The 18985-nt window shown below is 70.3% G+C and carries 19 protein-coding genes and 1 pseudogene; 12 read left to right on the forward strand and 8 right to left on the reverse strand.

The window, feature by feature from the left end:
- Window positions 1–196 precede the first annotated feature (196 nt).
- Together ACFXGN_RS15145 and ACFXGN_RS15150 are read left to right on the forward strand one after the other, a co-directional pair.
- Window positions 197–1048, forward strand: a complete 852-nt coding sequence (locus ACFXGN_RS15145; RefSeq protein ID WP_384858437.1) for an NAD(P)H-binding protein — start codon at window positions 197–199, stop codon at window positions 1046–1048.
- A 209-nt stretch (window positions 1049–1257) separates the two neighbouring features.
- Window positions 1258–1995 (forward strand): Mut7-C RNAse domain-containing protein, encoded by a 738-nt coding sequence (locus tag ACFXGN_RS15150; RefSeq protein ID WP_384858438.1) that lies wholly within the window; start codon window positions 1258–1260, stop codon window positions 1993–1995.
- Window positions 1996–2076: 81 nt separating this feature from the next.
- Here the strand turns inward: ACFXGN_RS15150 and ACFXGN_RS15155 are convergent, their stop codons facing one another.
- Window positions 2077–2559, reverse strand: coding sequence for a MarR family winged helix-turn-helix transcriptional regulator (locus ACFXGN_RS15155; protein ID WP_384858441.1), 483 nt, complete (start codon window positions 2557–2559; stop codon window positions 2077–2079).
- Window positions 2560–2609: 50 nt separating this feature from the next.
- Window positions 2610–3170: a TetR family transcriptional regulator gene (locus ACFXGN_RS15160; protein WP_384858444.1), complete on the reverse strand. Its 561-nt coding sequence runs from the start codon at window positions 3168–3170 to the stop codon at window positions 2610–2612.
- A gap of 89 nt (window positions 3171–3259) precedes the next feature.
- On the opposite strand from ACFXGN_RS15160, the gene ACFXGN_RS15165 reads away from it, so the two are divergent.
- Window positions 3260–4711: an FAD-dependent monooxygenase gene (locus ACFXGN_RS15165; protein ID WP_384858447.1), complete on the forward strand. Its 1452-nt coding sequence runs from the start codon at window positions 3260–3262 to the stop codon at window positions 4709–4711.
- A 61-nt stretch (window positions 4712–4772) separates the two neighbouring features.
- Here ACFXGN_RS15165 and ACFXGN_RS15170 read toward each other — a convergent pair whose 3' ends face one another.
- A complete protein-coding gene (locus tag ACFXGN_RS15170) occupies window positions 4773–5234 on the reverse strand; it encodes a hypothetical protein (protein ID WP_384858450.1) in 462 nt (153 codons plus the stop codon).
- Window positions 5235–5330: 96 nt separating this feature from the next.
- Here ACFXGN_RS15170 and ACFXGN_RS15175 point away from each other — a divergent pair, with 96 nt between their 5' ends.
- Both ACFXGN_RS15175 and ACFXGN_RS15180 read left to right on the forward strand, forming a co-directional pair.
- Window positions 5331–5666 (forward strand): YnfA family protein, encoded by a 336-nt coding sequence (locus ACFXGN_RS15175; RefSeq protein ID WP_384858452.1) that lies wholly within the window; start codon window positions 5331–5333, stop codon window positions 5664–5666.
- A 67-nt stretch (window positions 5667–5733) separates the two neighbouring features.
- Window positions 5734–6498 (forward strand): SDR family NAD(P)-dependent oxidoreductase, encoded by a 765-nt coding sequence (locus ACFXGN_RS15180; protein ID WP_384858454.1) that lies wholly within the window; start codon window positions 5734–5736, stop codon window positions 6496–6498.
- An 85-nt stretch (window positions 6499–6583) separates the two neighbouring features.
- On the opposite strand, the gene ACFXGN_RS15185 is transcribed toward ACFXGN_RS15180, so the two are convergent.
- A complete protein-coding gene (locus tag ACFXGN_RS15185; protein WP_384858457.1) occupies window positions 6584–7777 on the reverse strand; it encodes an RtcB family protein in 1194 nt (397 codons plus the stop codon).
- A 175-nt stretch (window positions 7778–7952) separates the two neighbouring features.
- On the opposite strand from ACFXGN_RS15185, the gene ACFXGN_RS15190 reads away from it, so the two are divergent.
- From ACFXGN_RS15190 to ACFXGN_RS15210, 5 genes and pseudogenes are all read left to right on the forward strand, one after another.
- On the forward strand, window positions 7953–8837 hold the full coding sequence (locus ACFXGN_RS15190; protein ID WP_384858458.1) for a DUF3558 domain-containing protein: 885 nt from the start codon (window positions 7953–7955) through the stop codon (window positions 8835–8837).
- Window positions 8838–8966: 129 nt separating this feature from the next.
- Window positions 8967–9701, forward strand: coding sequence for a DUF3558 domain-containing protein (locus ACFXGN_RS15195; RefSeq protein ID WP_384858461.1), 735 nt, complete (start codon window positions 8967–8969; stop codon window positions 9699–9701).
- A gap of 118 nt (window positions 9702–9819) precedes the next feature.
- Window positions 9820–10017: pseudogene (locus tag ACFXGN_RS15200) on the forward strand (DUF2637 domain-containing protein); the annotation flags it as partial.
- A 207-nt stretch (window positions 10018–10224) separates the two neighbouring features.
- Window positions 10225–11090, forward strand: a protein-coding gene (locus ACFXGN_RS15205) for an IS5 family transposase (RefSeq protein WP_384858463.1) whose coding sequence is annotated in 2 segments (ribosomal slippage) — window positions 10225–10588 and window positions 10588–11090 — 867 coding nt in all. Because the reading frame shifts where the segments join, the coding sequence is not laid out codon by codon here.
- Between the two features lie 41 nt (window positions 11091–11131).
- Complete coding sequence (locus tag ACFXGN_RS15210; RefSeq protein WP_384858465.1) at window positions 11132–11404, forward strand: hypothetical protein; 273 nt, start codon at window positions 11132–11134, stop codon at window positions 11402–11404.
- A gap of 398 nt (window positions 11405–11802) precedes the next feature.
- Here ACFXGN_RS15210 and ACFXGN_RS15215 read toward each other — a convergent pair whose 3' ends face one another.
- Window positions 11803–12666 carry a DUF4231 domain-containing protein gene (locus tag ACFXGN_RS15215; RefSeq protein WP_384858467.1) on the reverse strand — a complete coding sequence of 288 codons (864 nt, stop codon included), beginning with the start codon at window positions 12664–12666 and terminating at the stop codon, window positions 11803–11805.
- Window positions 12667–12784: 118 nt separating this feature from the next.
- On the opposite strand from ACFXGN_RS15215, the gene ACFXGN_RS15220 reads away from it, so the two are divergent.
- Window positions 12785–13654 (forward strand): hypothetical protein, encoded by an 870-nt coding sequence (locus ACFXGN_RS15220; protein ID WP_384858468.1) that lies wholly within the window; start codon window positions 12785–12787, stop codon window positions 13652–13654.
- 72 nt (window positions 13655–13726) lie between these two features.
- Here the strand turns inward: ACFXGN_RS15220 and lysS are convergent, their stop codons facing one another.
- The gene (lysS, locus tag ACFXGN_RS15225) at window positions 13727–15451 is read right to left on the reverse strand and encodes a lysine--tRNA ligase (RefSeq protein WP_384858471.1); all 1725 of its coding nucleotides are present in this window, start codon (window positions 15449–15451) and stop codon (window positions 13727–13729) included.
- Window positions 15452–15683: 232 nt separating this feature from the next.
- On the opposite strand from lysS, the gene argS reads away from it, so the two are divergent.
- Window positions 15684–17453, forward strand: coding sequence for an arginine--tRNA ligase (gene argS, locus ACFXGN_RS15230; protein WP_384858474.1), 1770 nt, complete (start codon window positions 15684–15686; stop codon window positions 17451–17453).
- A gap of 75 nt (window positions 17454–17528) precedes the next feature.
- Here argS and ACFXGN_RS15235 read toward each other — a convergent pair whose 3' ends face one another.
- On the reverse strand, window positions 17529–17798 hold the full coding sequence (locus ACFXGN_RS15235) for a DUF1876 domain-containing protein (RefSeq protein WP_351789639.1): 270 nt from the start codon (window positions 17796–17798) through the stop codon (window positions 17529–17531).
- Window positions 17799–17954: 156 nt separating this feature from the next.
- Entirely contained in the window at window positions 17955–18959 is a 1005-nt protein-coding gene (gene hemB / locus ACFXGN_RS15240) for a porphobilinogen synthase (RefSeq protein WP_384858476.1), read from the reverse strand.
- Between the last annotated feature and the right edge of the window lie 26 nt (window positions 18960–18985).

Genomic DNA, 18985 nt, shown 5'->3' on the forward strand with positions numbered 1-18985 from the left:
GGGCACGGGCCTGGATATTTATCTGCGTTGCGCAGGTAATGCGTCACGCAGAGGATGCCCACTCCAGCTCCACCCACCTGCTCACCCCTCCCTCCTCCCTCCTCCCTCCTCCCTCCTCCCTCCTCCCTCCTCACTCACTCACTCACTCACTCACTCACTCACTCACTCACTCACTCACTCACTCACAAGGAATCCCATGACCGTCCTCGTCACCGGCAGCCGTGGCCGTGTCGCCGCTGTCCTGCTCGAACTGCTCGGCACCGCGGGGATCGAGGCCAGAGCCGGTTCCAGGAACCCCGGCGAGCTCTCCCCACCACCCGGGGTCGGCACCGTGCGGTGCGACCTCGCCGACCCGGCCACCTTCGACGCGGCCCTGGACGGCGTCGACGCGGCCTTCCTGTACGCCGAGCCGCGCCACGCCGAGACGTTCGCGGACCGGGCCCGCGCGGCGGGCGTCGGGCATGTCGTCCTGCTCTCCTCCAGCTCGGTCCTCGCCCCGGACGCCGAGCGGAACGCCATCGCCGCCTCCCACCTGACCGCCGAGCGCGCCCTCTCCACGGCGGCGGCGAAGGGAGCCTTCGAGACCACCTGTCTCCGGCCGGGCGCCTTCGCCACGAACGCCCTTCAGTGGGCCCGCCCGCTGCGGGCGGGAAGCGGGCCCGCGCTGCCCGTCCCGCAGGCGTACGGGGACCCGATCCACGAGAGGGACCTCGCCGAGGCCGCCCTCGCCGTGCTCACCGAGCCCCGGCTGCGCGGCACCGCCCACCATCTGACCGGCCCCGAGTCGCTGACCTTCGTCGAACAGCTCGCGGTCCTCGCCGGGGTGACGGGACGACCCGCCCCGCACACCGTGACCACCCCCGAGCAGTGGAAGGAGTCCGTCGCCGCCTTCATGCCGGAGGTCTTCGCCGATGCCCTGCTGTCCCACTGGTCCGCCCACGACGGACGGCCGACGCCCCTGACCCGCACCGCCGAGGAGCTGACGGGTCACCCGGCCCGCACCTTCGCCGAGTGGGCCGCCGACCACAGGGAGGCGTTCCCCGCCTGAGCACCCGGCCCGCCACACTGCCCGCGCTGCCCGCGAGGAGCGCGAGGGGCGCGCACTCGCCACCGGCACGGACCGCCCGACGGCCGAGCGGCCCCTCACAGCCCGAAGGCCCGGCCGCCCCGTCCACCGGCCCCCGACGGACCGCCGGGCCGTCCGCTTGGGAAGGAATTGCCTGGCCACCCCTCCCGGACCGGTGCCATCCTGTCCCCGTGAACGGACCGAAGATCCAGATCAGTTTCGCCCCCGGCCTCGGAGTCTTCGTCGCGGCGGAGCGCCGCACGGGCCCGACGGCCGTGACGACCGACGGCGCCTCCTCGCTCGGGCACGTCGTGGAGTCCCTCGGCGTGCCGCGCACCGAGACGGGACGGCTCCTCGTCGACGGGCGGCCCGTCGACGCCTCGCACGTCCCGGCGGCGGGCGAGACGGTCTCGGTGGAGGGTGTCGTCCGCCCGCAGCCGGTGCCGGGCGCGCCGCTCCGGTTCCTGCTCGACGTGCACCTCGGCACCCTGGCCAGGCGGCTGCGCCTGCTCGGGGTGGACACGGCCTACGAGAGCGAGGACATCGGGGACCCCGCGCTCGCCGCGCTCTCGGCCCGGGAACGGCGCGTGATGCTCTCCCGGGACCGGGGCCTGCTGCGCCGCCGCGAGCTGTGGGCGGGCGCCTACGTCTACAGCGACCGGCCGGAGGAGCAGCTCCGGGACGTCCTGGAGCGCTTCGCGCCCCCGCTCGCGCCCTGGACCCGCTGCACGGCGTGCAACGGAAGGCTGAGCGACACCGACAAGGAAGCGGTGCGCGAGCGGCTGGAGCACGGCACGGAGAAGACCTACGACGTGTTCGCCGAGTGCGTGGAGTGCGGCCGGGTCTACTGGCGCGGGGCGCACCACTCCCGCCTGGAGGAGATCGTGGCCGACGCGGTACGGGAGTTCGGCACCGCGACAACGTCCTGAGACGACGGCGGGTGTCCCTCGCCGGGGTGCCCAGCGGCGTGCCCGGCGATCCGGGCACGGGCCCGGCCGGTGGCCGGTGGGTCAGTCGAGGCCGCCGCGGAGGCGCTCGATCTGGGCGGCGCTGACCTCGACGGTCCGTCGCATATGGGCGATGAGCAGGGCGAGTTCGGCGTCGCTGTAGACCTCGAACATGGTGCCCCAGGTGTCGTTGAGCTTGCGCCACAGGTCTCCGAGCTCCGCGACCCGCTCGGGCGCGAGCGTGACCAGGACCCGACGCCGGTCCTCGGTGTCACGTTCGCGCGTCGCGTAGCCGGACCGTTCGAGGCGGTCGACGAGCCGGGTGGCCGAGCCCGTGGTGAGTCCGGTCAGCTCGGCGACCCGGCCGGTGGTCACCGGCCCCTCCTCCAGACTGAGCAGGTTCAGGCACTGCACGTCGGTCGGATGGAGCCCCAGGTGGTCGGCGACGGCCTGGTTGAACAGGGCGTAGGCGGCCATGTAGCGGCGGGCCTCCCCGAACAGCTCGTTCTTCAGGGCGGCGCGCCGGCCGGAACTCTTCTGCGGCATGTGAGGAGTGTACGAACCGGGCGTCCGACTCCCGGGGCGGGCGGGGCCGCTCAGGGGGCCTCGGCGGTCAGATAGCGCTGCACGGTCGGGCCGAGCCAGGCCACGATCTCCTCGGAGGTCATCTCGACGGCGGGCGGCAGCCTCAGCACATAGCGGGTGAGCGCCATGCCGAGGATCTGCGAGGCCACCAGCGCCGCGCGCCGGGGGGCATCGGCGGGATCGGGGCAGACGCCCCGGGTGACGGGCCCGAGCTGCTGCGCGAAGACCTGCTGCATCCGCTCGGCCCCCGCCGCGTTCGTGACGCCGACCCGGAGCATCGCGGTGAGGACCTCGTCCCGCTCCCAGCGCTCCAGGAAGTGGGTGACGAGGACGGCCCCGACGTGCCGCGCGGGAAGGGCTCCCAGCTCGGGCAGGCTGATCTCGATCTCCGACGCGGCGGCGAACAGGCCCTCCTTGTTGCCGTAGTAGCGCATGACCATCGACGGGTCGATCCCGGCGTCACGGGCGATGGCCCGGATGGTGGCGCGGTCGTATCCGTCGGAGGCGAAGCGCTCCCGGGCGGCCTCCAGGATGGCGGCCCTGGTGGCGTCGGAGCGTCGGGCGGTCTTCATACCAACAACTGTAGGCCAACAGCCGTTGACATTCCATCCGCCCGGACCCTACAGTTGCCAACAAGCGTTGACCAACAGATGTTGACCACATGGTCACGGGCACCCTGGAGGCAGCCATGAGCACCACGGAGCGGACGGACACACAGGTACTCGTCATCGGCGCGGGCCCCACCGGCCTGCTGCTCGCCGGTGACCTCGCCGCGGCGGGCATCGAGGTCACCCTCGTCGAGCGCCGCCCGCACGACCTCGGCAACCTGACCCGCGCCTTCGGCGTCCACGCCAGAACGATGGAGCAGCTGGACGCCCGGGGCCTCGCGGACGAGCTCCTCGCCACCGGCACGACCCTCGACCGCGCACGGCTCTTCGGCGCGCTCGACATCGACATCACCCAGTTGCCCAGCCGCTTCAACCATCTGCTCGTCACCCCGCAGTACGAGGTGGAGAAACTCCTGGAGCGGCGGGCCGTGAAGGCGGGCGTCACCTTCCGGTACGACACGGAGCTGCACGGACTGCGCCAGGACGCCGACTCCGTCACCGCCGATCTCACCGGACCCGACGGCGCCCCCCTCACCCTCCGGGCCCGCCATCTCGTCGGCACGGACGGCGCCCGCAGCGCGGTCCGCAACGCCTTGGGGCTGCCCTTCCCCGGCAGTTCCGTGATCCGCTCCCTCGTCCTCGCCGATGTGCGCCTCGCGGAGGAGCCCGAGGAGTCCTTCACCGTCAAGGGCTCCGGCGACACCTTCGCCTTCCTCATCCCGTTCGGCGACGGCTGGTACCGGGTGATGGGCTGGAGCCGCACCCACCAGGTGGCCGACAGCGCACCGGTCGACCTCGAAGAGGTCCGCGCGCTCGCCCGGCGCGCCCTCGGCACCGATCACGGCATGTACGACCCGCGCTGGGTCTCCCGCTTCCACAGCGACGAGCGCCAGGTCCCGTCCTACCGGGTGGGCCGGGTCTTCCTCGCCGGGGACGCCGCCCATGTGCATTCCCCCGCCGGGGGCCAGGGCATGAACACCGGACTCCAGGACGCCGCCAACCTCTCCTGGAAGCTCGCCGCCGTCCTGCGCGGTGACGCTCCCGATCCCGAGGCTCTCCTCGACAGCTACCACGCGGAGCGCCATCCGGTCGGCGCGACGGTGCTGCGCAGCAGCGGCGCGCTCCTCCGGATCGCGATGGCCCACACCCCGCTCACCCGTGGCGCCCGCACCCTCGGCATCCGCATCGTGAACAGGGTGCGGCCCGTCTCCTCCCGGGCCATGGGCATGATCAGCGGAATCGCCATCGCCTACCCGCCCCCGGCGGGCACCACCCGGCCCGCGGGCCGCCGTGCCCCGGACGCCCGGCTGCGCGAGGGGAGGCTCTACGAGCTGCTGCGCGCGGGCGAGTTCGTCCTGATCGCCCCGGAGGGGGCCCGCCCCGCGCTGCCGCCGGGCGCCCCCGTGTCCTCCGAGCGGCTCGTCCGGGCCACCTGGCGGGACCCGGGAAAGCGGGACGCGGTCCTGGTCCGCCCCGACGGCTATGTGGGATGGGCCAGCCGTTGATCCCCTGGCCCGACCGGGGGCACCCGGGAGACGGCACCCGGCCCTTCGGCGGGGCCGGGGATCAGAAGACGTAGGGGTCGCCGGTGGCGAGCACCAGGACGTGGTGCCGGTCGTTGCCCGGGTTCCGGTCGGCCACCCCGTCCCGCCAGGCCGTGGAGACGTCCACGGTCAGCTCGTCGGGGAGACCGGTGGTCCGCAGGTCGAGGGCCAGTTCACCGACGCCCCGGACGGCGGACAGCCCGCCGGTCCGGCAGGACACCACGCGGTCGCTGCTCCACAGACAGGCGGGCGGCAGCTCCTGGCCGCCCGACATCGGCTCGGAGAAGGCGAGCCGGACGGTGGCCTGGGCGAGATCGGAGGGCCCCAGGTTCTCGCTGACCAGCCAGACGCCGACCCTCCCGTCCCAGAGGGAGACATGACCGTGATGGGACAGATCGGCCTCCGGCCCGGCCACCGGCCCCCGGGCCACGGCCTCCGTCCCCGCACCCGTCACGACGACGGCCGCGAGAACGACCCCGAGCACACCTTTCCTCAATCCATGCATAAGCCCAAAATACCCATGAATCATCCGATCTTCTGACAAGCCATCAGCCCGCGTGTCCCGTGGCACGCTGCCTTCATGCTGCCCCTTCGCTCCCTCGCGCTCTTCGCCGTCGCCGCCCTCTTCGAGATCGGAGGCGCCTGGCTCGTCTGGCAGGGCGTGCGCGAGCACCGGGGCTGGGTCTGGATCGGCGCCGGAGTCATCGCCCTGGGCGCTTACGGCTTCGTCGCCACCCTCCAGCCGGACGCCGAGTTCGGCCGGGTCCTCGCGGCCTACGGAGGTGTGTTCGTCGCCGGGTCCATCGTCTGGGGCATGGCCGCGGACGGCTACCGGCCCGACCGCTGGGACGTCGTCGGCGCCCTCGTCTGCCTCGCCGGGATGGCCGTGATCATGTACGCCCCCCGAGGTCGCTGACCGAGCCCCGACCTATCCTGGCCGGGCGATCGACGAAATCGACCACCTGCGCGAGGAGCACCACGTCATGACTGCCCCCGGTACCCCCATCGCCGTCGTCACCGGAGCGAGCGGCGGCATCGGCGCCGCCACGGCCAGGCAGCTGGCGGCGGCCGGGTACCGCGTGGTCCTCACCGCCCGGCGCGGAGACCGCATCGAGGCCCTCGCCGCCGAGATCAACGAGGCCGGGCACCAGGCCGCCGCCTATGTCCTCGACGTCACCGACCGCGCCGCCGTCGACGAGTTCGCCACGGCGTTCCGCAGCCTCGCCGTCCTCGTCAACAACGCGGGCGGCGCACTCGGCGCCGACCCCGTCGCCACCGGCGACCCCGACGACTGGCGCCGGATGTACGAGGTCAACGTCATCGGCACCCTCCATGTGACGCAGGCCCTGCTCCCGGCCCTCACCGCGAGCGGCGACGGCACGGTCGTCGTCCTCTCCTCCACCGCGGGCCACGCCACCTACGAGGGCGGCGCGGGCTACGTCGCCGCCAAGAACGGCGCCCGCGTCCTCGCCGAGACCCTCCGGCTGGAGATCGTCGGCACCCCGGTCCGCGTCATCGAGATCGCCCCCGGCATGGTCAAGACCGACGAGTTCGCCACCACCCGCTTCCGGGGCGACACCGAGAAGGCCGCCAAGGTCTACGCGGGCGTGGCCGAACCCCTCACCGCGGAAGACGTCGCCGACACCATCACCTGGGCCTGCACCCGCCCCCCGCACGTCAACATCGACCTCCTGGTCGTCCGCCCCCGGGCCCAGGCCTCCAACAGTAAGATCCACCGCGAGCCGTAGGACGCGCGGGAGGGACCGGCGCACCGCACCGGCCCCTCCCCCACCCGCCACGCGGACGGCCCGCCCCAACGGGCCGCCCCGCGACTCAGCCCTTCACACAGATGACCTGCTTCAGCTTGGCGACGACCTCCACCAGGTCCCGCTGCTGGTCGATGACCTGCTCGATCGGCTTGTACGCACCCGGGATCTCGTCCACGACCCCGGAGTCCTTGCGGCACTCCACGCCCCGCGTCTGCTCCTCCAGATCACGCGTCGAGAAGCGCCGCTTCGCCTCGGTGCGGCTCATCCGCCGTCCCGCGCCGTGCGAGGCGGAGTTGAAGGACGCCTCGTTTCCCAGGCCCTTCACGATGTACGAACCCGTGCCCATCGAGCCCGGGATGATCCCGAACTCCCCCGCACCGGCCCGGATCGCGCCCTTACGGGTGACGAGCAGGTCCATGCCCGAGTACCGCTCCTCCGCCACGTAGTTGTGGTGGCAGGAGATGACCTGCTCGAAGGCCACCCGCGCCTTGCGGAACTCGCGCCGGACGACCTCCTGGAAGAGCGCCATCATGGTCGCGCGGTTGCGCTTCGCGTACTCCTGCGCCCAGAAGAGGTCGTGCCGGTAGGCCGCCATCTGCGGGGTGTCCGAGACGAACACCGCCAGGTCACGGTCGACGAGCCCCTGGTTGTGCGGCAGCTTCTGGGCCTCGCCGATGTGGTGCTCGGCCAGCTCCTTGCCGATGTTCCGGGACCCGGAGTGCAGCATCAGCCAGACCGCGCCCGACTCATCGAGACAGAATTCGATGAAGTGGTTTCCTCCACCGAGCGTCCCCATCTGCTGCCGCGCCCGTTCCTGACGGAACTTGACCGAGTCGGCGACTCCGCCGAACCGGGACCAGAAGTCGTCCCAGCCCGCCGTCGGAAACTGGAACAGCCGCCCCGGATCCACCTCCGTGCGGTGCAGACCACGGCCCACCGGAATCGCCTGCTCGATCTTCGAGCGGAGCCGCGACAGATCGCCCGGCAGGTCGTTGGCCGTCAGGGAGGTCTTCACCGCCGACATGCCGCAGCCGATGTCCACGCCGACCGCCGCAGGACAGACCGCCCCCTCCATCGCGATCACCGAACCGACCGTCGCGCCCTTGCCGTAGTGCACGTCGGGCATCACGGCCAGACCCTTGATCCACGGCAGCGTCGCCACGTTCCGCAACTGCCGCATGGCGCCGCTCTCGACCCCGCCGGGATCGGCCCACAGCCTGATCGGGACCTGCGCCCCCGGTACTTCGACGTACGACATAGCCCCTCGATTCCCCCGAAAAGTCTGAAAACGCAAAAACTGGAGCCAAAGGCCGTACAGGTGACAGCGGACCGGCATCAACAGCTGCGTGTGCGATAGACATTGTGTCCATCAGCCGGGTTCGCGCGGCAAACAGTTTTCGGGAAAGACTTTCGGGAGAAGGGAGCCTGGGACCGTGCAGCGAAAGAGGTACACCCCCGGCCGCACCGGGTCCGCGGCGCGCACCGCCGTCGTGCTCACCCTCGGCCTCGGCCTGGGGATCGGCCTCACCGGATGCTCCTCGGGCACCCCGACCGACGACGTCCCTCTCGACGCCAAGGCCGGCCCCGCCGCGGCCGTAGCGCCCCCGGGCCGCTACCGCACGCTCTTCGAGCCGTGCCGTGCCGTCCCGCAGGCCGCCCTCAAGGACATGCTCCCGGGCGCGGCCTCACTGTCCGACGCCGAGCGGAACAAGGCCTACCGGGGCGTCGCCGCCGTCACGTACGACACCGACCGGCGGGTCGGCTGCACCTGGAAGGCCGACACCCCCGACACCTCGCACCGGCTCGCCCTCGACATCGAACGGGTGGTCTCGTACGACGGCGCCGTCAGCGACGACGACCGGGCGCGGGAGGTGTACACCCGCAAGCAGGTCGCGGCGGGCATCCCGCTGCCACCTGCCGACCCGGCCACCACACCGCCCGCGACGCCCACGTCGAGCGCTCCGAACGCGTCCGCCGACGCCACCCGCACCCCGGGCGGGAACCCGACGGGCACGACCACGGCCACCGCCACGGACCAGCCCCCCACCGGCACCACCGCCGACCCCTCGAACACCGGTCTGGAACCCCGCGTCCTCGACGGGCTCGGAGAGACCGCGTTCCTCGACGAGGTCCTCAGCAAGGTCGGCGCGAGCGGACAGCAGCGGGCCGTCAGCGTGGTGTTCCGCACATCCAACGTCATCGTGACCGTCTCCTACCGGGAGCAGACCACCGGTTCCACGGAGGCCCCCGACAGCAAGGAACTGCAGGAAAAGGCCCGGAACCTGGCCCGGCTGCTCGCCGAACGACTGGAGGAGTAGCCGTCCGGCTCCGATCCGTGAGCGCGGGACGACCACGTAACGTGTCGGCGTACCCGTGGCCCCACGCCGTGGCCGCGCCCGAGCCCCACGCCGGAGCGGCCGGCCGTACGACAAGCGACTGAAGGAACCATGCAGCGATCAGCCCCGCGACTCACCCGCATACTCGCCTGCGCAGCCGTCCCGGTGATGCTCGTCGTCGCCGGCTGCTCCTCGGGCTCCGGCGACTCCGGCTCCGGTACGAGCGGGTCGAAGGACAAGGCCGCCACGGCGTCCGTGACGCCGTCGCCCTCGCAGTCGACGAAGACGGTCGAAGCGGCGAAGTTCGCGAAGCTGCCCGAGGCGTGCAAGGCGATCACCGCCAAGACCACCGCCGCCCTGGTGCCCAAGGCGAAGGCCAAGGCCGGCACCCGCGCCCCCTCCAGCGACCTCGACAGCCGCGGCGGCTGCTCCTGGAACGGCCTGGAGGACAAGGGCGTGAAGGGCTCGCAGTACCGCTGGCTCGACGTCTCCTTCTACCGCTACGCGTCGGACGTCTCCCTCGGCAGCGGCCAGGAGCGCGCCCGGAACAGCATGACGAAGGAGCTCGCGAAGGCCGAGGCCACCCCCGGCGCGCAGAAGGTCCGCGGCGCCACCGTCACGGGCATCGGCGACGAGGCGAAGACCCTGGCCTACCAGCTGCGCAAGACGAACGAGGACTTCGCCTACGCCACCGTCGTGGCCCGCACGGGCAACGTCGTGGTGATGCTCTCGTACAACGGCGCCGGATACGCGGGAGCGCCCACCCCGTCCGACAAGGCGATCATGGACGGTGCGGTGAAGGCCGCGAAGGAGGCCGTGGCCGCCGTCGCGGCAGCCAACAAGTAGTCACAAAACAGCACGGAGAGCCGTGTCGACGCGGAGCCCGTCCCTCCCCCGAGGGCCGGGCTCCGCGCACATGTGCGACTCTGTGGCGCGGATTGTCGATTGACGGGAGGGGTCGCGGGTGGCCGCGATGGAGCTGACACGCACACACCGGATACTCATCGGTCTCGTCATCGCCGGTGCGCTGATCATCGCGGGAATCGGTTTCGCGGGCTCGTACACCGCCGTGCGCGAACTCGCCGTGCTCAAGGGCTTCGGCACCTTCTCGTACTTCTTCCCGATCGGCATCGACGCGGGCATCTGCGTGCTGCTCGCCCTGTTCCGAGTCAAGTTCTTCTGTTCAACTTCTCACCTCTCCTTGGGCGGCGCTGCCAGCCCATGAAGGGGCTTCCGTTCTGGCATCAGCGGTGAGGCTGACTCACATCTTTCGGGCAGCATGACCCCGAGAGCCGCCTACGCGGGGAACCCAGGAGAGCCGCTCGACCGTCGGACTAAGACGCCGTTTCCTTTGGCTGGATGGTTCGTTATGTTGGGCATGGCGAGTCTTGCTGAGCGGTTGGTGTCGGATGAGTTGTGGGAGTTGTTCCGGCGGGTGGTGCCGGAGACGGTGGTGGTGCGGCCTCAGGGTGGTGGCCGTCGGCGGGCTGGGGATCGTGAGTGTCTTGCCGCGATCGTGTTCGTGGCCACGTCGGGCTGCGCGTGGCGGCAGGTGCCTCCGGTGTTCGGTCCGGCCTGGCCGACCGTCTACCGGCGTTTCGCGCGCTGGAGTGCGGACCGGGTCTGGGCTCGTCTCCACCAGGTCGTGCTTGATGAACTCGGTGCCCGGGGAGAACTGGACTGGTCGCGCTTCGCGATCGACTCGGCGAGTGTCCGGGCCCTCAAAGGGGGCTGTTGACCGGACCGAATCCGACCGACCGTGGCAAGAAGGGATCGAAGATCCATCTCGTCACCGACCGGTCGGGTCTGCCAGTCGCGGTCGCGATCTCCGCGGCGAACACCCACGACAGTCTCGCGCTCCAGCCGCTCGTCACGTCGATACCGCTGATCCGCAGCCGTCGCGGACCACGCCGACGACGGCCCGACAAGCTCCACGGGGACAAAGGCTACGACTATCCCCACCTGCGGCGATGGCTCCGCAGCCGCGGCATCACACCTCGTATCGCCCGCCGGGGAATCGAGACCTCACAGCGGCTCGGACGTCACCGATGGGTCATCGAGCGGACCATGTCCTGGCTCGCCGGCTGCCGTCGGCTCCACCGCCGCTACGAACGCAAAGCAGAACATTTCCTCGCCTTCACAGCCATCGCCACCACCCTCATCAACTACCGACGACTCACCAAAGGAAACGACGTCTTAGGACCTCTAAGCGCCGCCGCGTACTGGAGGTCCTAGAGTCTCTGCAGCGCTCAGGTACCAGGATTAGGTTCGCCAGAGTGGCCAAGGAGGCCGACGTCTCCAACTGGCTCACATACTCGCCTGGACTGCGCGAACGACTACGCTTCCAGCCCGGGGCAGAACTGGATCGCACCAGGAGCGGCGAACTCATTCGTCGTGTATATGGGTTGAGTAGGGAGAGCGCCTCGCTCACCAAAGAGATCCAACAAGCCCGAACAGACAACCGTACGCTTCGTGCCACGGCCGAGGGCCTGCAGGACGACCTGACCGCAGCCCGTCAGAGTTTGCGCAAGATGATGCGCAACACGTAGGAGCAGGTCCGAGCAGTGGCCGCTCAGCACTGGCAGGAAAGAAACGTCCCGTACCATGCCGGCGCTGAGCACCCGACTCCAGCAGAGGAAGCATGCCCCCGAGGAAGAGCCCGGTTCGCTTCGTCCACTTCGTCCTCGCCCCACGCATGGCACGGCGGATGTACCTGTGGACGCTGGACAACCCCGGCCTCACCTACCAGGAGGTGCTTCGGTGGGACGCCGTCTGGCTACTTGAGCGAACCAGGCTGCGACAGACCTACGGACGATGAGTTGTGGCGCTGGCAAGCGCCCTCGTTGGAACGGGCCGCAATGCGCATGAGCCTCTTCAGTCCGGCCGTCCTCGCTCGGATCCGGACTGTTCAGAGACCAACGGCTGCGAACTGAACAGGGCGCTGCCGTCATGCTCGCTCCTCTCCCGCAGAGCTCTGCTGCTCGAGTTGCAGCTCCCGCTTGCGCTGCTCTTCCTTCAGACGCTCCACGAACCGCGCGAATTTCCTCAGCCTTTCTGTCTCAGAGAGCGGATGCGCTGCATCCGGTCCTGCGTAGTCGTCAAGCATGAACTGCGAAGCGTTGTAGTGCTTCTCGATGTCATCCGCGGTTGATTGCAGGTTGTAGCCTCGTTCGCGGAACTTGAAGTAGCCAGTGATACCCGCCGATATACCCACTAGCGCACTCAATGCCGAAGTCGCGATCCCCAAAATCTGATTGGCTCCCGGATTCATCGCCACGAGCGTCGACGTCACAATCGACCCCGTGATGATGAGCACCTGGAACCAGTTGTGCACACGACGGTTCCTTGCCGCGCCATGCCGGTATTGCTCAATTAGGTCTAGGGATGCCTCGCGGTAGATCCTCAGCCCGGATGGGGAATCGAGAGGCAATTTCGCCGCAGCTGTCTGCCGATCCGACAAGGCAGTCCGAAGCGCTGCATTCTTTGCAACGACCTCTCTGCGCGTCTTCAACCACAAGCGGCCCATCAGAGTTGCCAGACCGAGCAGGATCACGAGCCCGACATACCGCGTGATGACCGGCTGGTCTCGCCACAGCCCCACAACCACGGTGTATCCAAAGAGCGCGGCAAGAGCTAGAGCACCCAATTCGCCCAGAATATAGAGTCTCTGCCATGTCTTCGCCACCCTTAGTTCGGAGACGCTTTCATCGTGGGTTCTCGTCGACTCCCGGTACTGCTGCTGGAGTTCGCGCTCCTCGGCCTCTGACATCTGGCCGGGCAGCGGAGAGCCCCCACCCGTTCCTGCAGTCATGCGTCTCCCCCGAAATCATGTCGTCGGACTGCAGGATTCTACTTCCACGCCGACGTAACGCACATACCAGCAGCACACCGCGCTGAGCAGGGGTGACGCCGGAAACATAGAGATAAGGATGAAGCTGTGGGAGCTGCGGTCGTACGAGCAGGTCATCAAGCTGGAGCAGGAGCGGATGATCTACCAGGCGCGGCTCCAGGCGCGGTACGGCCGGAGCTGGCGCCGCAAGGCGCCGGTGGAGGCCCTGATGCCGCTGCGTCTCGCGCGGTACGGGGTGCCGCTGGCGGAGACGGCCGCGGCGGGTCTGGCGGCGGCGGGCATCGATCCGGTGCTGCTGCCTCCGCCGCCGCAGGAGTCCGCGCAGCCGCAGCCGCCCGCGCTCGTCCCCTCGGCGCCGGTGCCGCAGCAGCTCCCGCAGCAGCCGGTGGAGCTCACGGCGGGACCGGTCCCGCCGCAGGGCCCGGCTCCGGTCCTCGAACAGGCCCCGGCCCCCGCGCAAGGCCCTGACCAGGGCCAGAGCCAGCCTCAGGGCCACGCACAGGCCCCCGCCCCGGTACGGCCCGAGGAGGCGGAGGAGCAGCCGACGCACCAGGAGAGCCAGTGGTTCGCGGCGCAGAAGTCCCCGGAGTCGTACGAGGGCACCTACAACCCGCGGATCGTGGAGGGTCTGGAGCCCATGCCGGTCCCGGTGCCGCAGGGGCCGGAGGACGTCCCTCCGCCGGGTCCCGAGGAGTTCGTCCCGTATCCCGAGTACGTCGAGGAGCCGCAGCCCCCGGTGGACGAGTTCGAGGAGGACGTCTTCAAGATCACCTGGACGTACGTGCAGGACAACGACCGCTTCCCGGCCGGTCCTGAGCTGGCACAGCTGGTCGCCGCGCACTACGGCCTCCGGGAGTTCCCGCCGTCCGATCTGGACATGCTGTACGGGCTGATCCCCGGCGTCCAGCAGCGGGTCGCGTCCGGCATGGCCGAGCACGACACCGCCTGACACCACGGCGCCGCGCGGTCACGGGAAAGGGCCGCCACCCGGATCGGGTGGCGGCCCTTTCGCACGTCCGGCTCAGGCTCCGAGCAGCTTGCGCACCCGGTCCGCGCCGACGGCGAGGAGCAGGGTGGGCAGCCGCGGCCCGGTCTCCCGGCTGACGAGCAGCTGGTACAGCAGGGCGAAGAAGGCGCGCTGTGCGAGCTTCAGCTCGGGCGTCGGCTTGGCCTCCGGGTCGAGACCGGCCAGCACCTTCGGGACGCCGTAGACGAGGGTGGTGAGCCCGTCGAGCGACCAGTGGGTGTCGAGGCCCGCCAGGAGCAGCCGGAGGGACTCGCGGCCCTCGTCGTCCAGGGAGCCGAGCAGTTCGGTGTCGGGCTGCTCGCGGACGATGGTGCGCTGGTCGGCCGGGACCTGGCTGGTGATCCAGTTCTCGGCGCGGTCGAGGCGCGGCCGGACCTCGTCGAGGGAGGTGACCGGGTTCTCCGGGTCGAGCTCGGTCAGGATCCGCAGGGTCTGCTCGTCGTGTCCCGCGGTGATGTCCATGACCGAGGCGAGCGTGCGGTAGGGCAGCGGGCGCGGGGTGCGCGGCAGCTCTCCGGCGGCCGTGCGGGCGGCGCGGGAGTGGGCGGCGGCGTCCGCGGGCAGCACGGTGCCGTCCGCGACCTTGGCCTCCAGCTTGTCCCACTCGTCGTAGAGCCGCTGGATCTCCTGGTCGAAGGCGATCTTGAACGACTGGTTGGGCCTGCGGCGGGCGTACAACCAGCGCAGCAGCGGGGCTTCCATGATCTTCAGCGCGTCGGCGGCGGTCGGGACGCCACCGCGCGAGGAGGACATCTTGGCCATGCCGCTGATGCCGACGAAGGCGTACATCGGGCCGATCGGCTGCACGCCGTCGAAGATCTCGCGGACGATCTGCCCGCCGACGACGAAGGACGAACCGGGCGAGGAGTGGTCGACGCCGGAAGGCTCGAAGATCACGCCCTCGTAGGCCCAGCGCATGGGCCAGTCGACCTTCCAGACCAGCTTGCCCCGGTTGAACTCGCTCAGCTTCACGGTCTCGGCGAAGCCGCAGTTCGCGCAGGTGTAGGCCAGCTCGGTGGTCTCGTCGTCGTACGAGGTGACGGTCGTCAGGTCCTTCTCGCACCGGCCGCAGTACGGCTTGTATGGGAAGTAGCCCGAGGAGCCGCCGGAGCCGTCGTCCTCGCTCGCCGCGCCGGAGCCCTCCTCGGCCTCCAGCTCGGCGTCGTCGACCGGCTTCTGCGACTGCTTCTTCGGCGCCTTCTTCGTCCGGTACTGGTCGAGGATGGCGTCGATGTCGGCGCGGTGCCGCATGGCGTGCAGGACCTGCTCGCGGTAGACACCGGCCGTGTACTGCTCGGTCTGGCTGATCGGGTCGTATGCGACGCCCAGCTCGGCCAGCGACTCGACCATGGCGGCCTTGAAGTGCTCGGCCCAGTTGGGGTGGGGCGAACCGGCGGGGGCCGGGACCGAGGTCAGCGGCTTGCCGATGTGCTCGGCCCAGGACTCGTCGATGCCCTCGATGCCGTTCGGCACCTTGCGGTAGCGGTCGTAGTCGTCCCAGGAGATCAGGTGCCTGACCTCGTGCCCCCGGCGGCGGATCTCGTCGGCGACCAGGTGCGGGGTCATGACCTCGCGGAGGTTGCCCAGGTGGATCGGGCCGGACGGGGAGAGGCCGGAGGCGACGACGACCGGTTTGCCAGGCGCACGTCGCTCCGACTCGGCGATGACCTCGTCCGCGAAACGGGAGACCCAGTCGGTCTCGGTGCTGCTCTGAGCCACGGTCGGTACGTCCTTCTTCCTGGGAGTTTCTTCCTGGGGCTGCTGCCTGAGGAGTGCTGCCTGACTTCCTGCGTCAGTCATTCTCCCAGACGGAAGACCGCTCCCCGAAGTTGTCCACAGACCGGGAAGAGTGTGCGACGGAGTTGTCCACAGGCGGGGAAACCCCGTTGTGGTGCCATGGGACACTTGACAGGCGAACCAGACCCACCGGACTCAACAGGAACGGAAGCTCATGGCCTCGGTCCCTTCCCTCGCCTCGACCGTGCAGCAGCGCCTCGCGGACGGACTCTCGGCAGCCCTGCCGGAGGCCGGCGCCGCCGACCCGCTGCTCCGACGAAGCGACCGGGCCGACTTCCAGGCCAACGGCATCCTGGCGCTGGCCAAGCGGCTCAAGGGCAACCCCCGCGAGCTGGCCACCCAGGTCGTGGCCGCCATCCCGGAGAACGACGTCCTCCGGGAGATCGAGGTCTCGGGCCCCGGCTTCCTGAACATCACGCTGACGGACGCGGCGATCGTGCGGACCCTGGCGGCCCGTGCCGCCGACGCCCGGCTCGGTGTGCCGTTCAACGAGTCGGCGGGCACCACGGTCATCGACTACGCCCAGCCGAACGTGGCGAAGGAGATGCACGTCGGGCACCTGCGCTCCGCCGTGATCGGCGCCGCGATGGTCGAGATCCTGGAGTTCACCGGTGAGACGGTGGTCCGCCGCCACCACATCGGCGACTGGGGCACCCAGTTCGGGATGCTCATCCAGTTCCTGATCGAGCACCCGCACGAGCTGGACCACTCCTCGGAGACCGAGGTCTCCGGCGAGGAGGCCATGTCGAGCCTGAACCGGCTCTACAAGGCGTCCCGCGCCCTCTTCGACTCCGACGAGGAGTTCAAGACCAGGGCCCGCGCGCGCGTGGTGGACCTCCAGGCGGGCGACGAGCGGACCCTCGCGCTCTGGCAGCGGTTCGTCGACGAGTCGAAGATCTACTTCTACTCGGTCTTCGACAAGCTCGACATGGACGTCCGGGACGCCGACGTGGTCGGCGAGTCCGGCTACAACGACATGCTGGCGGAGACCTGCCGCATCCTGGAGGAGTCGGGCGTCGCCGTCCGCTCCGAGGGCGCGCTGTGCGTCTTCTTCGACGACGTGAAGGGTCCGGACGGCAACCCGACCCCGCTGATCGTCCAGAAGTCCGACGGCGGTTTCGGGTACGCGGCGACGGACCTGTCCGCGATCCGCGACCGGGTGGGCAGCCTGAAGGCGACGACCCTGCTGTACGTGGTGGACGCCCGCCAGTCGCTGCACTTCAAGATGGTCTTCGAGACGGCCCGCCGGGCCGGGTGGCTGAACGACGACGTGCGGGCCGTCCAGCTGGCCTTCGGCACGGTCCTCGGCAAGGACGGCAAGCCGTTCAAGACCCGTGAGGGGGAGACGGTCCGGCTGGTGGACCTGCTGGACGAGGCCGTGGACCGGGCGACGACGGTCGTCCGTGAGAAGGCCGGCAAGGTGGGCCTGACCGAGTCGGAGATCGTGGAGAACGGGCAGTACGTGGGCATCGGCGCGGTCAAGTACGCCGACCTGTCGACGTCCGCCGCCCGTGACTACAAGTTCGACCTGGACCAGATGGTCTCGCTGAACGGCGACACCTCGGTGTACCTGCAGTACGCGTACGCGCGGATCAGGTCGATCTTCGGCAAGGCCGGTGACCGCACCGCGCGGGCCCACCCCGAGCTGGAGCTGGCCCCGGCCGAGCGGGCGCTCGGTCTGCACCTCGACCAGTTCGGCGAGGTGATCTCCGAGGCCGCCGCGGAGCACGCCCCGCACAAGCTGGCCGCGTACCTGTACCAGCTCGCCTCGCTGTACACGACGTTCTACGACCAGTGCCCGGTCATCAAGCCGGAGCCCGCGCGGGAGGTCGCGGAGAACCGTCTGTTCCTCTGCGACCTGACCGCCCGGACCCTCCACCAGGGCATGGCGCTCCTCGGCATCAGGACGCCCGAGCGCCTCTGACGCCGGGCCCGGGAGCGTCCCCGGGGACCGGCGCGAAAGCCCCCGGCGCGGAGAACCGTGCCGGGGGCCCCGTCGTCAGCGGATGGTGTGCGAGGTCCTGCCGGAGACCGCGTCGATCTCCGTGTGCGCCTTCTGCAGCAGTTGCGAGGCCAGGTCCATCAGGGCCCGGGCACCGGCGATCTCCTCGCCCACCCGCAGCTGGTCGGGATCGGAGGGGTGCCGGTTCGCGGTGCCGTGCGCCCGGAACTCACTGCCGTCCGAGAGCCGGACCATGGCCGCGGCCCGCGTCCGGTCGCCCTCCTCCTGGAACTCCATCTCCACATGCCATCCGACAAGCGTGTGCATCATGAGGACCACCTCCAGCGGGGTACCTGTCGGCTACCCCTCCAGAGTGCGCCGGACCACGGCCCGCCACCAGCCCGGCCCGGTCCCACCGGCCCGCCGAGGGGCCGCGCCCCGCCCCGCCCCGCCCCGCCCCGCCCCGCCCGGGAGGGAAACGCCTCAGTACCCGCCGCGTCCGAGCTTCTGCGCGACCTCGGTGGCCCAGTACGTCAGGATCGTGCCCGCCCCGGCCCGCCGGATGCCCGTCAGGGTCTCGAAGATCGCCCGGTCCCGGTCGATCCAGCCCCTCTCGGCCGCCGCCTCGACCATCGCGTACTCGCCGCTGATCTGGTACGCGGCCACCGGCACGTCCACCGACGCGGCGACCTGCGCGAGGATGTCGAGGTACGGCCCGGCCGGCTTCACCATGACCATGTCGGCGCCCTCCTCCAGGTCGAGCGCCAGCTCCCGCATCGACTCGCGCGCGTTGGCCGGGTCCTGCTGGTAGGTCTTTCGGTCGCCCTTGAGGGAGGAGCCGACGGCCTCGCGGAAGGGACCGTAGAAGGCGGAGGAGTACTTCGCGGTGTACGCGAGGATCGACACGTCCTCCTTGCCGATGGTGTCCAGGGCGTCCCTGACCACCCCGACCTGGCCGTCCATCATCCCGGAGGGCCCCACCACATGGACGCCCGCGTCGGCCTGGACCTGCGCCATCTCGGCGTAACGCTCCAGCGTGGCGTCGTTGTCGACCCGCCCGTCGGCGTCGAGGACCCCGCAGTGCCCGTGGTCGGTGTACTCGTCGAGGCAGAGGTCCGACATGACGACCAGATCGTCGCCGACCTCGGCCCGCACGTCCCGGATCGCGACCTGGAGGATGCCCTCCGGGTCCGTGCCCGCCGTTCCGACGGCGTCCTTCTTCGCGTCCTCGGGCACCCCGAAGAGCATGATGCCGGAGACCCCGGCCTCCAGCGCCTCCACCGCCGCCTTCCGCAGGGTGTCGCGCGTGTGCTGGACGACCCCGGGCATCGCCTGGATCGGCACGGGCTCGGTGATCCCCTCGCGCACGAACGCGGGGAGGATCAGATCGGCGGGATGCAGCCGCGTCTCGGCCACCATCCGGCGCATGGCGGGCGTCGTCCGCAGCCGCCGTGGCCGCGCCCCGGGAAAGGATCCGTACGAGTTCATACGCCCGAGGCTACGCCTGGGTGGAC

The organism is Streptomyces sp. NPDC059247, from assembly GCF_042754005.1.
Lineage (GTDB): Bacteria > Actinomycetota > Actinomycetes > Streptomycetales > Streptomycetaceae > Streptomyces.